The 13,630-nt window shown below is 40.3% G+C and carries 12 protein-coding genes; 10 read left to right on the forward strand and 2 right to left on the reverse strand.

Going from position 1 to position 13,630, the window contains the following annotated elements; genetic code table 11:
• The first annotated feature begins 158 nt into the window (after positions 1–158).
• From ABDV70_RS05815 to ABDV70_RS05830, 4 genes are read left to right on the forward strand one after another with little or no spacing between them, the layout of a single operon-like run.
• Positions 159–1,139, forward strand: a complete 981-nt coding sequence (locus tag ABDV70_RS05815; protein WP_343596172.1) for an HlyD family efflux transporter periplasmic adaptor subunit — start codon at positions 159–161, stop codon at positions 1,137–1,139.
• A gap of 9 nt (positions 1,140–1,148) precedes the next feature.
• Positions 1,149–3,941, forward strand: a complete 2,793-nt coding sequence (rbbA, locus tag ABDV70_RS05820; RefSeq protein ID WP_343596173.1) for a ribosome-associated ATPase/putative transporter RbbA — start codon at positions 1,149–1,151, stop codon at positions 3,939–3,941.
• Positions 3,942–5,066: an ABC transporter permease gene (locus ABDV70_RS05825; protein ID WP_343596175.1), complete on the forward strand. Its 1,125-nt coding sequence runs from the start codon at positions 3,942–3,944 to the stop codon at positions 5,064–5,066.
• 8 nt (positions 5,067–5,074) lie between these two features.
• Positions 5,075–6,541 (forward strand): TolC family protein, encoded by a 1,467-nt coding sequence (locus ABDV70_RS05830; protein ID WP_343596177.1) that lies wholly within the window; start codon positions 5,075–5,077, stop codon positions 6,539–6,541.
• Between the two features lie 51 nt (positions 6,542–6,592).
• On the opposite strand, the gene ABDV70_RS05835 is transcribed toward ABDV70_RS05830, so the two are convergent.
• Positions 6,593–7,294, reverse strand: coding sequence for a pirin family protein (locus ABDV70_RS05835; protein WP_343596179.1), 702 nt, complete (start codon positions 7,292–7,294; stop codon positions 6,593–6,595).
• Between the two features lie 187 nt (positions 7,295–7,481).
• On the opposite strand from ABDV70_RS05835, the gene ABDV70_RS05840 reads away from it, so the two are divergent.
• The gene (locus ABDV70_RS05840) at positions 7,482–8,096 is read left to right on the forward strand and encodes a cytochrome b/b6 domain-containing protein (RefSeq protein WP_343596180.1); all 615 of its coding nucleotides are present in this window, start codon (positions 7,482–7,484) and stop codon (positions 8,094–8,096) included.
• A 40-nt stretch (positions 8,097–8,136) separates the two neighbouring features.
• Here the strand turns inward: ABDV70_RS05840 and ABDV70_RS05845 are convergent, their stop codons facing one another.
• Positions 8,137–9,048 (reverse strand): LysR family transcriptional regulator, encoded by a 912-nt coding sequence (locus tag ABDV70_RS05845; protein ID WP_343596181.1) that lies wholly within the window; start codon positions 9,046–9,048, stop codon positions 8,137–8,139.
• Positions 9,049–9,152: 104 nt separating this feature from the next.
• Between ABDV70_RS05845 and ABDV70_RS05850 the strand changes: the two genes are divergently transcribed.
• The 5 genes from ABDV70_RS05850 to benB all read left to right on the forward strand — a co-directional run bounded on the left by ABDV70_RS05850 (position 9,153) and on the right by benB (position 13,608).
• On the forward strand, positions 9,153–10,262 hold the full coding sequence (locus tag ABDV70_RS05850; protein WP_343596182.1) for a muconate/chloromuconate family cycloisomerase: 1,110 nt from the start codon (positions 9,153–9,155) through the stop codon (positions 10,260–10,262).
• A gap of 21 nt (positions 10,263–10,283) precedes the next feature.
• Positions 10,284–10,574, forward strand: coding sequence for a muconolactone Delta-isomerase (gene catC / locus ABDV70_RS05855; RefSeq protein WP_343596184.1), 291 nt, complete (start codon positions 10,284–10,286; stop codon positions 10,572–10,574).
• Positions 10,575–10,709: 135 nt separating this feature from the next.
• Positions 10,710–11,630: a catechol 1,2-dioxygenase gene (gene catA, locus ABDV70_RS05860; protein WP_343596186.1), complete on the forward strand. Its 921-nt coding sequence runs from the start codon at positions 10,710–10,712 to the stop codon at positions 11,628–11,630.
• An 86-nt stretch (positions 11,631–11,716) separates the two neighbouring features.
• A complete protein-coding gene (gene benA, locus ABDV70_RS05865) occupies positions 11,717–13,102 on the forward strand; it encodes a benzoate 1,2-dioxygenase large subunit (RefSeq protein WP_343596187.1) in 1,386 nt (461 codons plus the stop codon).
• The gene (benB, locus tag ABDV70_RS05870; protein ID WP_343596188.1) at positions 13,099–13,608 is read left to right on the forward strand and encodes a benzoate 1,2-dioxygenase small subunit; all 510 of its coding nucleotides are present in this window, start codon (positions 13,099–13,101) and stop codon (positions 13,606–13,608) included. Before benA ends, benB begins: the two co-directional genes overlap by 4 nt.
• The last annotated feature ends 22 nt before the right edge of the window (positions 13,609–13,630 follow it).

Raw genomic sequence — 13,630 nt, forward strand, 5'->3', positions numbered from 1 at the left:
ATAATAATAAAATTATAAGAATTTTATTATCGATTTTTATGATTTTATTTTTATTGGTTATCAATTTTATTCATTTATAATTGATCATTATTACGACTAGACTGAAATATATAGATATATTTTAACCCATAGTAAATAGAATAATAGGTGATCAAAAGATGCTAAAAAAAGGGTTGGCTGTTGTTGTGGTTTGTGCGTTGGTTGGTATCGCACTTTGGATAAATTATAAAAGTAAAGGTCAGCTTCCCGATGGTTTTGCCACTTCAAATGGTCGTCTTGAGTTACAGCGTTTAGATGTTGCGACCTTATATGCGGGACGTGTCAGCCAAATTTTTGTGAATGAAGGAGATAGTGTTCAGGCAAATACTGTTTTGGCAGCCTTGTCTTCTGAGCAAAGTAATAGTCAGGTGATGGCAGCGCAAGCCACCAAAACACGAGCACAGGAAACCGTTGCCCGTGCCGATGCAGAAATTCACGCACAGCAACAGCAAGTGAAAGTTGCAAAACTTGACCTTGACAATACACGTCAACTTTATCAACAAACACTGGTTTCTAAAGCTGAATTAGATCGCCGTCAGGCAGCTTATGATGGCGCTGTGGCAGCAGTTCAAGCTGCAGAAGCCGCAAAAGCCGAATCTTTAGCAGGTGTCAATCAGGCACAGGCGCAAATTCATGCCGCAGATTCAACACAAAAGGATATGTTCATTCGTGCACCCAAAGCGGGGCGCGTGGAGTATCGGATTGCTGAAGTGGGTAATGTTTTGGGAGCAGGCAGTAAGGTGATTACTTTACTGGATCCGACAGATGTCAGTATGATGGTTTTCTTGCCAACGAATATGGTTGGTAAACTCAAGGTTGGAGATGAAGCACGGATTATTTTAGATGGTTTAAATGCTGTTTGGCCTGCAAAAGTCACCTTTATTGCAGATCAGGCACAGTTTACTCCGAAATACGTTGAAACTGTAGATGAGCGCGAAAAGCTCATGTATAAAGTGAAATTGACGATTCCTGAAAATATTGCTGTTCGTTATAACCAGTTGCTAAAAGGTGGCATGACAGGCAATGGTTATGTGCGTTTGGATACAACAAAACAATGGCCACAGCAATGGGCAATTCAACTTCCAAATGTATCTAGATGATAGGACAGTATGATGCCAAAACAACAAGAAAATACGTCAGACCTTGCGGTTCATGTAGAGGCTGTTTCCCATCATTATGGGAAAAAGATGGCATTAGATCAGGTCAATATTCAAATTCCAAAAGGAAAAACGGTTGGTCTGATTGGACCAGATGGTGTGGGAAAGTCGACTTTATTGTGTCTGATTGCAGGGATTAAAATTATTCAGACGGGGAAAGTCTGTATTTTTGGGCAAGATATCGCACAGAAAAAATGCCGAGAGATACTATCGCATAAAATTGCCTTTATGCCACAAGGATTGGGGCATAACCTGTATCCGACTTTATCTGTTTATGAAAATGTTGACTTCCATGCGCGTTTGTTTGGATTAAAGTCACAGCAAAGAACCCAGCAAATTCAACGGTTATTACAGGCAACAGGGCTTGCACCATTTGTTGATCGCCCAGCGGGGAAATTATCGGGTGGAATGAAGCAGAAGTTGAGCCTGTGCTGTGCATTGGTTCATCAACCTGAGTTATTGATTTTAGATGAGCCGACCACAGGGGTTGATCCTTTGTCCAGACGTCAATTCTGGAGTTTAGTCGATAGTCTACGTGCCGAAAATGAGGGCATGACCGTAATTGTGTCAACGGCCTATATTGATGAAGCTGAGCGTTTTGAATATTTGCTGGCGATGGATGATGGCAAAATTTTAGCCAATGCACCGACTAAACAGGTTTTGCAACAGACTCAAAGTCAAACCCTAGAACAAGCCTATATTAAACTGTTACCTGATAATAAAAAAACGGATCAGGAAGGTTTGCAACTTACGCCATTTAAAAAAGATCCGAACTCGCCACCTGCAATTGAAGCTGTGAACCTAACCAAGCAGTTTGGTGATTTCGTTGCAGTAGATCATGTTAATTTCACCATCGAACGTGGAGAAATCTTTGGTTTTTTAGGTTCAAATGGTTGTGGTAAATCAACCACAATGAAAATGCTTACGGGTCTACTTGAAGCGTCTGAAGGCAGTGCAAAACTATTAGGAACGGAAATAAAAAGTACAGATATGCAAACACGATTGCGTGTGGGCTATATGTCTCAGGCCTTTTCTTTATATGAAGAATTAACTGTTCGTCAGAACCTGATTTTACATGCCAAATTGTATCAAATGCCTGAAGCAGATATTCCTAAACGGATTGAATCTGCATTGCAGGAATTTGACTTAGCAGAAATTGCCGATACCAACCCAAGCGATATTTCATTGGGAATGCGTCAGCGGTTACAACTTGCAGCAGCATGTTTGCATCATCCTGAGGTGTTGATTTTAGATGAACCCACCTCGGGTGTTGACCCCGCAGCCCGAGATATGTTCTGGCGGCATTTATTGCGACTGTCCCGAAATGATCGAATTACGATTTTTGTTTCAACGCATTTTATGAATGAAGCCGCACGTTGTGATCGGATTTCATTTATGCATCGTGGTCGGGTTTTGGCCATAGGTGAACCTGAGCAGCTTTGCCAGCAAAAGAATACAACCAATCTGGAAACTGCCTTTATTGCCTATTTAGAAGAGGCTTCGGTTGTAGATAAAGAAGCAACAGCACAATCAGATTTGAAAAATGAACCTGAAAAAGAGGACACCATTACTTTACCCCATCTGGCAATTTTAGATTCAGCTCAGGCACAGGGATTTCAATATTGGTTTGCGACAGTGTGGACATTTGCCATTCGTGAGGGGAAAGAATTATTTCGGGATAAAATTCGGTTATTTTTTGCCTTGTTTGGGCCAATCATTTTAATGGTAACCGCAGCGTATGGGGTTTCGTTTGATGTAAAAAAAATCAAATTTGCAGTGTTGGATCGAGATCAGACCATTGAAAGTCGTGAACTGGTGCAAAATTTTGCTGCATCGGATTATTTTACTCTGACTCGATATTTAGACAGTAATCATGAGATTAATCATGCTTTACAAAGTTCAGATGCACGACTGGTCATCGAAATCCCGCCATATTTTGGACAGAAACTGGTCAAAGGCGAAAAGCCTGAAATTGGTTTTTATATTGATGGTTCTATGCCATTTATTGCTGAAAATACCAAAGGGTTTATCTTGGGAATTATGGGCAATTATCTGCAAGATAAAATCAAAGCCAGTGGTTACCCGCTTGATATGGGGAATACTGTCACGATAGAACCGCGTTATGTTTATAATCAGGACTTTAAAAGTATTAATGCCATTGCACCCGGCATGATTATGCTCGCGACCATGTTGATTCCTGTGATGATGACGGCTTTGGGAGTAGTGCGCGAACGTGAGATTGGCTCAATTACCAATTTGTATACATCTCCTGCTTCTGTCAGACAGTTTCTCATTGGAAAACAGTTACCTTATATTGCAATGGCGATGGTCAGTTATTTGTGTCTGATTTGGTTAGCCATTGTGGCGTTGGGTGTGCCTGTAAAGGGTAGCTTCTTTGCAATGGTGTTGGGTGGTTTCGCGCTGATTTGTGCTGCCACATCTTTTGGTTTGCTTATTTCAAGTTTTGTAAAATCGCAAGTTGCTGCCATTTTTGGTTCAGCCATTTTATCGATGATTCCTGCACTGAATTTTTCAGGTTTACTTTATCCGTTGTCTACGTTAACGGGTGTTGAGTACTGGCTTGGATGGTGTTTCCCAACAGCATGGTTTCAATTGATTAGTATTGGTGGTTTTACCAAAGGGCTGGGTTTTCATAACTTTGTGCCGTATTACCTTGTTTTATTTAGCTTCGCAATTTTTTATGTTTTTGTTGCGGGTCTTGTGCTGAAAAAGCAGGAGGTCTAAATGGGACGTTGGTTTAAAAATGTCTGGGTATTAAGTCTAAAAGAACTGAAAAGTTTATTCAGTGACCCGACTTTATTGGTATTAATTGTGGTGTTTTTATCGGTTGCGGTTTATACCGTAGCTAAAGGGATTACCACAGAAGTTCGTAATGCTTCGGTTGCAATCATTGATGAAGATCAATCTCAGCTTTCATTCCGCATCCGTGACGCCTTGCAAACACCTTATTTTAAAAAACCTGTTGCTATTTTGCCTGATCAGGTCGATGAAGCGATGGACAAGGGTGATTATGTTTTTGTCATCACCATTCCTATCAATTTTGAAAAAGATGTTTTGGCTAATCGACCTGTTTCCATACAGGTTTTAGCGGATGCAACTGCGGTGACACAAGCAGGTATAGGGACGATGTACTTAAATCAGATTGTGCAAAATGAAATTGGTCAGTTTCGTCATCAATCTACCGCTTCATTGTTACCTGTAAATCCTGTTGTACAAGTGCTGTATAACCCAAACACTCAGACGCATTGGTACACGGGCGTTGCTCAGGTGCTGAATAACATTACATTATTGGCAATGATTTTAGTTGGTGCAGCAGTCATTCGGGAAAAAGAGCATGGCACGATTGAACATTTACTGGTTATGCCTGTTCGTGCCAGTGAAATTGCGATTTCAAAAATTTTGACCAATGGTCTGGTGATTACCATTGCTGCATTATTATCACTTTGGTTGGTGGTGCATACATGGTTACAAGTCCCAATTAATGGCTCAATTGGTTTGTATGTATTGGGAACCAGTATTTACTTATTTTCAGTTGCATCATTGGGGATTTGTTTGGCAACGGTTGCACCGACCATGCCTCAATTCGGACTGTTGTGCTTACCGATTTATATGGTGTCACGTCTATTGTCTGGTTCTGAATCACCTATTGAAAGCATGCCAGACTGGATTCAACATATCACTATGTATTCGCCTGTCACACAATATATGCAGTTTGGACAAGAGGTTTTATTTAGAAACGCAGGATTCGACATTGTTTGGAAAAGATTACTTGTTATGAGCATGATGGGTGCGGCATTTTTAGCATTTGCTTTAAAACGTTTCCGTTCAATGTTGGCAAGTCAGGGTTAGGGTTAGAAATGAAAAAAATAATATTAAGCTGTTCCATAGTCAGTCTTTTTGTCGCAGCATGTTCGCCGTTGCAAGTGAAAGTAGATTCAAAGGTTGGTGTACCTGCAAGCTTTGAACAAATGCCTCAAATGGCAAATTCAACTGATTTATCACGTTGGTGGTTATCATGGCATGACCCTATTTTGACCCAGTTAATTGAACAAGGGTTACAAGCGAACCATAACTTGGCTGCTATTCGCGCCAATTTACAAGCAGCACGGGCCAATGCCGCTTTAGCACTGGCGAATCTTGGGCCAACCGCAGGTGTATCGGCAGGTGTAAGTGCACATCAGGCTAGAATAGATAACCCTATAGATGGTTCATATCGTTCAGCTTTATCTCATTCTGGCTCTCCACTGGGAGATAAAACACTAGATGTGTCTGGACATAGTGAACATGTGGCATTTGCAGCAAGTTGGGAACCTGATATTTTTGGTGGAAAACGTAGCGATGCAGATGCTGCAAAATATGCCAGCATTGCGGTTATGCAGCAGTGGTATGGGGCACAAATGTTGCTAGCTACCGATATTGCAGAAAACTATTTTACAGTACGCAGTTTACAAAAACGGATTCAGATTGGGCAAAATACTTTGTCTAGTTTAGACCATTTGCGGCGTTATGTTGATGGTCGTTTTAAGGCAGGGCAAGTGACAGGTTATGATGTTCAAGACATTGAAATTAAGCGCAGTACATTGAAGGCGCAGCTTGCAACATTGCAGGCACAAAAAGACGCATTGGAACGTAATATTGCAGTTTTGACGGGACAGAGCCCTCAATCATTTCATTTAGGCACGTCAGTTGATATTTTAAATCGGATACCTGCTTTACCATCAGGTGAAACACCTTTATCTGTATTAAATCGTCGTCCAGATGTACGGCAGCAACACGCTATTATTCAGGCCTCAAGTGCGCAACTTGCCAGTGCTAAAGCCGATTTATTACCACGTTTTGATCTTCATTTTTTAGGACAAACAGGGCAGATCCGCCTTGACAGTAATTTACCTGAATTAAAAGGTTTGGGTGGTTTGATTAGTGCAGGGGTGAGCTTACCTATTTTTACTTCGGGAAGAATCAAACGCAACATCGAAATGCATGATGCTCAAACGCAAGCGGCTGTTGCGAATTATGATCAACTGGTTTTAAAGTCACTGGCAGAAGTAGACAGTGCTTATCAGCTCCAAATCAGTTTAAAGCGGCAAAATCGTGATTTGGTTCAAGCCGTACAGCAAGCCAATCATCAGGTGAGTCAGGCCAATCAATTGTTTAAATATGGCAACATTACTTTAGATAAAGTGCTATTGGCGCAGATTAATGCACAAGATTTACAGGATAAAGCCGTCATTGGGCATTTGGCAGAGGCCAACAATATGCTTAATGTATATAAAACATTGGGCGGTGGCTGGCAGTCGGATTCAGATGAGGAGTCTGCCAAATAATAAAAGCGAGGGAAGTCATGACCTCCCTCGCTTTTAGTTCAATACACTTATTTATGGTTTAATGCCAGGTAAATCGAACCAGATCATTTGGCTATCTTCTAATGCCTGAATTTCTGATTTATCACCAAACAGGAGTGCATCGCCAGCACTGACAATTTCATTCCCAATTAACACTTTACCTGAAATCACATGTACATAGTTTAAGGTCTGCGTTGCTTCAGCTGTCAATGTTTTACCTTCTTCAAGATAAGCTGATTTTACTTCAGCATTTTGACGAATGGTCATAGGTGCATTCGCATTTGGGCCAGTAATCAAAAGCCATTGATTCGGTTGTTCACGCGGGTCAAGTTTAATTTGCTGATAGGTCGGTTCAGCATCTCGTACATTGGGATGAATCCAGATTTGTAACATGTGGACAGCTTCATCGCCGTTGTTAACTTCACTGTGTTGAATACCTGTACCGGCACTCATCAACTGCCATTCACCAGCACAAATACGAGTTTCATTGCCCATAGTGTCTTTATGGCTAATACTTCCTTTTAACACACAGGTCAAAATTTCCATGTTGTCATGTGGATGTGTACCAAAACCATTATGTGCGGCAATGGTGTCATCATTAATTACACGTAAAACACTTACACCCATATATTTAGGGTTATACCAACTGCCAAAAGAAAAGCTATGGTAAGTATCTAACCAGCCGCCTTTTACATGTCCACGGTCTTCGCTGCGGTGTAAATAAGTTGTCGTCATTTTATTTCTCCTACAAGAGGGTATTTCTTTCTTGAGGTCAATATTATCATGTTATAAATATGGTTAAACTTTAAAAATAACACTATATCGTTCTAATTTTAACATGATGATGTTTTAAAGAAAAACCTAATAAAGTCTTAATCCATGATATGCACAATGAATGGAAAATAATGAGATAAGGGCTTGTATGCAAACGGTTATTGCAAAAACAAATATAGATAGAATGATTCGTTTTCTTCACCTTGTGATTTTGGTGAGCTTTACGGGTGCTTATTTTACAGGCGATGTATTCGAGTTACATCAAGTTCATATGCTTTTTGGATATTTATTGGCAATCGCATTAGGCATACGGATTCTTTGGCAGTTTTTAGCCATGAAACTGGTGCAGTCACAGCCGTTTAGTTGGGTAAAGCGGCAGCAGATTGGTCTGAATTTTTTTAAACTTGGAAAACAGCAACCTATACAGTCTCAAAAAGCGCTTCAGTTTTTGAGTGGTGCACTACTACAACTGAGTATTCTACTGATTTTTACGGTATTACCAGTCACCGTTATTTTAGGTTATATCACTGAAACCACAGGGCGAGATGACATAAAAGAAATACATGACTTCTTTGCTAATTTCTTTCTCGCTGTGGTGATTGGGCATTTGGCAGCAATCCTGATCAATAGTTTTGTGACTAAACAAATCATGTTTAAAAAAATGTTCTGGGGAAATCAGCCTTTTTCTTGGAAAGAATGGGGAATTGTTGGGGGTGTGATTGGCCTGATGACCGGTTTTGGTTTATGGTTTTTGTTGACTTAAATGAACGTGGGTAAACCCATTGGATATGGATACTCTTTTGTTAAAAATGATGCTCGGTAAAGCCTTCGTAGTCATAAATTTGACGAATAGTGTCAAATAATGAATAGATATACGCGCTTTGCTCCATATTTCGTACTGCAAGAAAAATAGAACTGATAGCACTTGGGTCAAGTAGAGGAATATAACAAAGGTTTGTAAGTTGCAGGCTTTGTGTACTCTCAGGAACAATACAAATGCCTTCACCAGCTGCAACAAGCCCTAATGCAAGTTGTACCTCTCTTACTTCGCTGAACTTGGTCGGTTCTAGACCATGTTCGGAGAACATAGAAAGAATATGAGAGGCAAAGCTGGGTTTGGTCGTAGATGGATAAAGCAAGATATTTTCATTAATTACATCGGCAAGATGAATACCTATCTCGCTTATCTGAGTAAGTGGATGACTGGCATGGACAGCAACCATCAGGCGTTCATTGCGTAAAAGTGTACGTTTTATAGCGGGGTCACTGATCTTTAAACGACCAAATCCAACATCAATACGCCCATCTTTCAGTGCCTCAATTTGAGCTTTTGTTCCAAGTTCGATGAGCTCAATTTTTAAATTGGGGTGTGCCTGTTTATATAAGTAGATGATTCTTGGTAGTAAGCCAAACAATAAAGATCCGACAAAACCAATTTTAATGGTAGTTTCAACTGCGGCGATACGTTTTGTCATGGACACCATTTGGTCAGCATTCGACAAAAGTTTAACCGCATGTTGATAAAAGAACAGTCCTTCTGTAGTGGTCTTTACTGGACGACTTCCACGTTCAAGTAGTTGCAAACCTAATTCTTCTTCTAAATTTTGAATTTGACGACTCAAAGGAGGTTGGGCAATGTGAAGTTTATCTGCGGCTTTGGTAAAACTTTGTTCTTCTACGACTGCGACAAAATATCGGAGATGTCTAATTTCCATTTAAAATACTCCAAAGGTATTTTATTATACGAATAATGTGTTGGATATTATTAAATCATTCTTTTAAGGTATAAACAAGAAATAGCTGATTCGAAGATGGAACGATGTATAAATCAGTAGAAACCATACTTGTTGATATTCCAACAATACGCCCACATAAGTTATCCGTTGCAACGATGCAAACACAAACCTTGGTTTTAGTCAAAGTGACAACCACGGACGGTTTTGAAGGTTGGGGGGAAGCCACAACCATTGCTGGATTGAATTATGGTGAGGAAAGCCCTGAAAGTGTCAAAGTCAATATTGATACTTATTTTGCACCATTGTTAAAGTCTATCCAAAACCAAAATATTGCACAAACACTCCGGTTTATTTGTAAAACGATTAATGGAAACCGTTTTGCTAAGTGTGCGATTCAGACGGCTTTACTTGATATTCAAGCGAAACGTTTAGGTGTGCCTTTAAGTGAATTGCTTGGTGGGCGTTTAAGAGATCGTTTACCTGTTTTATGGACTTTAGCTTCTGGTGATACCGAGAAAGATATTGCCGAAGCAAAGAAAATGATTGAATTGAAACGTCACAATATATTCAAGCTAAAAATTGGTGCGAATCCATTACAACAGGATGTCGATCACGTTATTGCGATTAAAAAAGCATTAGGTTCAGAGGTCAGTATTCGTGTGGATGTTAACCGTGCATGGACTGAGCGTGAAGCTGTTCAAGGAATTCAGCAGCTGCAAGAAGGAGGAATTGACCTCATTGAGCAACCTTGTGCAATTGAAAACACTGATGCAATGGCACGTTTAACACGTCGTTTTGATGTTGCAATTATGGCAGATGAAGCTTTGTCTGGTCCTGATAGTGCATACCGTTTAGCTAAAGTTCAAGGTGCTGATGTTTTTGCTGTGAAGGTCGAACAATCAGGTGGTTTGATTGAGGCCTGTGAAGTTGCAAACATTGCCAAATTAGCAGGTATCGACCTGTATGGCGGAACAATGTTAGAAGGTCCAGTGGGTACGATTGCTTCGGCTCATGCATTTGCTACATTTGAAAGTTTGGCTTTTGGTACAGAGCTGTTCGGTCCATTGCTACTTACGCAAGAAATCTTAAAAACACCGCTTCAATATGAAAATTTTGAGTTGGTCGTACCGCATGAGATTGGACTGGGTATAGAAGTTGATGAAGACAAAATAGATCAATTGCGCCGTCGCTAAACAGAATAAGGAGATTCTTAAATGTTATTTCAGGTTCGTATGGATGTGCATATTCCACTTGATTTACCCGTGGAAAAAGCCAACGAGATTAAAGCAATCGAAAAAGCCTATTCGCAAGATTTACAACGTCAGGGAAAATGGCGACATATTTGGCGAATTACAGGTCAATACTCAAATATCAGTATTTTTGATGTTGCGAGTAATGAAGAATTACACACGATTTTACAGGGGCTACCGCTTTATCCCTATATGGATATTGAAGTGATGCCACTCAATCGTCATCCATCTTCAATCCGAGATGATGACACCTAAAAGCACTGTTTGTTCGCAGTGAAAAATAGAGCAGGACATAAATAAACAAGGAATGTGGCCAGCAGAGGATGCCAGCACAAATAATTCAAGGTGACGCTTGCCACATCGTCGAATACATACTTAAGGAGTAATAGTATGAACCGTCAAGAAATCGATGCACTCGTAAAAAAAATGAACGTAGACACTGCTACTAGCCCTGTCGATGAACGTGTGCAACAAATTGTCGTTCGCCTTTTAGGGGATCTTTTCCATGCGATTGAAGAATTAGATATTCAGCCATCGGAAGTTTGGAAAGGGATTGAATATTTTACTGATGCAGGAAAAGCCAATGAGTTGGGTTTACTTGCAGCAGGTTTAGGACTTGAACATTATTTAGATTTACGCTCGGATGAAGCCGATGCAAAAGCAGGGATTAAAGGCGGAACACCTCGTACTATTGAGGGGCCTCTTTATGTTGCTGGTGCGCCTGAATCAGTCGGTTTTGCGCGTATGGATGACGGTTCTGAGTCTGACAAAATTGATACTTTAATTATTGAAGGTACGGTGACTGATAGTGAAGGTAATATTCTACCAAATGCCAAAGTTGAAATTTGGCATGCTAATGGATTAGGAAATTATTCATTCTTTGACAAGACTCAATCTGACTTTAACTTGCGCCGTACTATTTTTACCGATACAGATGGTAAATATGTGGCATTAACTACGATGCCTGTGGGTTATGGTTGTCCACCAGAAGGTACAACCCAGTTCTTATTGAACAAATTGGGGCGTCATGGAAACCGACCTTCACATGTTCATTATTTTATCTCAGCACCAAATTATCGCAAATTAACGACTCAGTTTAATATTGAGGGTGATAAATATCTTTGGGATGACTTTGCTTTTGCTACGCGTGATGGCTTGGTTGCGACGGCAGTTGATGTCACAGATGCCGCTGAAATTGAACGCCAAGGTTTAAATAAACCATTTAAGCACATTACATTTAATGCTGCTCTTGTTCATGAAAAAGCAAATGCCACTTCTTCTGAAGTTGATCGTCGTCGGGCAAGCGCTTAATTCAAATAAATTAGGAGGCCAAGCCGTGTTGTAAAAGAAAAACGGTTTGGTGACTTCCTCGGTTCAAGAAAAGTCGGAGAAAGGATATGTCGCGTATATCTGCCATTAATATTAGCCATCTTGACCGTATTGACGAGCTGCTTGTTGATAATGTTGATACAGGCGAGTTCAAACTTCATCGCTCAGTTTTTACGGATAAAGCCTTATTTGACCTCGAAATGAAATATATCTTCGAAGGTAACTGGGTGTACTTGGCACATGAAAGCCAGATCCCAAGTAATAACGATTATTACACGACTTATATTGGTCGTCAGCCGATTATTGTTGCACGTAATCGTAACGGTGAACTTAATGCAATGATTAATGCATGTTCACACCGTGGTGCACAGCTATGCCGCTATAAGCGGGGTAATAAAGCAACGTATACTTGTCCATTTCATGGTTGGACGTTTAATAACTCTGGTAAGTTGTTAAAAGTAAAAGACCCATCAGATGCGGGATATTCGGATTGTTTTAATCAGGATGGATCGCATGATCTCAAGAAAGTTGCCCGTTTTGAAAGTTATAAAGGTTTTTTGTTTGGTAGCTTAAATCCAGATGTTGAACCGCTTGAAAAATTTTTAGGTGAAACCACAAAAATTATCGACATGATTGTTGATCAGTCTGAGCAAGGGCTTGAGGTTTTGCGTGGTTCATCAACATATACCTATGAAGGAAACTGGAAATTAACGGCTGAAAATGGTGCAGATGGTTATCATGTTTCAGCGGTACACTGGAACTATGCTGCAACAACCCAGCACCGTAAAGAAAAAGAGGAAGGCGATAATATTCGTGCCATGAGTGCGGGTGCTTGGGGGAAACAAGGAGGTGGTTCCTATGGGTTTGAGCATGGACATATGTTGCTTTGGACACAGTGGGCAAATCCAGAAGATCGTCCAAATTATCCAAATGCCGAAGAATATACAGAAAAATATGGCGCGGCGATGTCGAAATGGATGATTGAGCGTTCACGAAATTTATGTCTTTATCCAAATGTTTACTTGATGGATCAGTTTGGTTCACAAATTCGTATTTTGCGTCCAATTTCAGTGAACCAAACGGAAGTGACCATCTACTGTATTGCACCTGTTGGTGAAGCACCCGAAGCCCGCGCGCGCCGTATTCGCCAATATGAAGATTTCTTTAATGCTTCAGGTATGGCAACACCCGATGATCTTGAAGAATTTCGTGCTTGTCAGGCAGGTTACGCAGGGATTGACCTTGAATGGAATGATATGTGTCGTGGTTCAAAACACTGGATTTTTGGCGCTGATGAAGCTGCCAATGAAATTGGTTTAAAACCGATGATCAGTGGTGTTAAAACGGAAGATGAGGGGTTGTATCTTGCGCAACATCAGTATTGGTTAAGAACCATGAAAAATGCGATTCAGTCAGAAAAACAAGTTGCTCAAGATCAAGGAGAAACGGTATGAATGCTTCGATGATTTTGGACAAAATCAGTTTAGAAAGTGTGACGCAATTTCTCTATCGTGAAGCACGTTTTTTGGATGATGAGCAATGGGATGATTGGCTACAGTGCTATGCACAAGAGGCAACATTCTGGATGCCTGCTTGGGATGATGATGACAAGTTGACTGAAAATCCACAAACCGAAATTTCATTGATCTATTATCCTGACCGTCAAGGACTTGAAGATCGTGTATTTCGGATTAAAACAGAGCGTTCATCTGCCACCATGCCTGACACTCGTACTGTACATAATATTAGTAATGTTGAGATTGAAGCTGTAGATGGTGAGCAAGTTGCTGTGCGATTTAACTGGAACACATTAAGTTTCCGTTACAAAACCAATTACAGCTATTTTGGTATGTCACGTTATGTAATTGATTTTTCAGGTGATCAACCAAAAATCTTGAGCAAGTATGTCGTTTTGAAAAATGACTACATCAACCAAGTGATTGATGTTTATCACATCTAGTCTGTACCCACCTTAGTTAAAT

The organism is Acinetobacter sp., assembly GCF_039596015.1.
In the GTDB taxonomy this organism is placed as follows: Bacteria; Pseudomonadota; Gammaproteobacteria; order Pseudomonadales; family Moraxellaceae; genus Acinetobacter.

Bases quoted from the DNA above. Each gene is read 5' to 3' on its own strand.
- ABDV70_RS05815 (WP_343596172.1), top strand. From the start codon at position 159: ATGCTAAAAAAAGGGTTGGCTGTTGTTGTGGTTTGTGCGTTGGTTGGT.
- rbbA (WP_343596173.1), top strand. From the start codon at position 1,149: ATGATGCCAAAACAACAAGAAAATACGTCAGACCTTGCGGTTCATGTA.
- ABDV70_RS05825 (WP_343596175.1), top strand. From the start codon at position 3,942: ATGGGACGTTGGTTTAAAAATGTCTGGGTATTAAGTCTAAAAGAACTG.
- ABDV70_RS05830 (WP_343596177.1), top strand. From the start codon at position 5,075: ATGAAAAAAATAATATTAAGCTGTTCCATAGTCAGTCTTTTTGTCGCA.
- ABDV70_RS05835 (WP_343596179.1), bottom strand. From the start codon at position 7,294: ATGACGACAACTTATTTACACCGCAGCGAAGACCGTGGACATGTAAAA.
- ABDV70_RS05840 (WP_343596180.1), top strand. From the start codon at position 7,482: ATGCAAACGGTTATTGCAAAAACAAATATAGATAGAATGATTCGTTTT.
- ABDV70_RS05845 (WP_343596181.1), bottom strand. From the start codon at position 9,048: ATGGAAATTAGACATCTCCGATATTTTGTCGCAGTCGTAGAAGAACAA.
- ABDV70_RS05850 (WP_343596182.1), top strand. From the start codon at position 9,153: ATGTATAAATCAGTAGAAACCATACTTGTTGATATTCCAACAATACGC.
- catC (WP_343596184.1), top strand. From the start codon at position 10,284: ATGTTATTTCAGGTTCGTATGGATGTGCATATTCCACTTGATTTACCC.
- catA (WP_343596186.1), top strand. From the start codon at position 10,710: ATGAACCGTCAAGAAATCGATGCACTCGTAAAAAAAATGAACGTAGAC.
- benA (WP_343596187.1), top strand. From the start codon at position 11,717: ATGTCGCGTATATCTGCCATTAATATTAGCCATCTTGACCGTATTGAC.
- benB (WP_343596188.1), top strand. From the start codon at position 13,099: ATGAATGCTTCGATGATTTTGGACAAAATCAGTTTAGAAAGTGTGACG.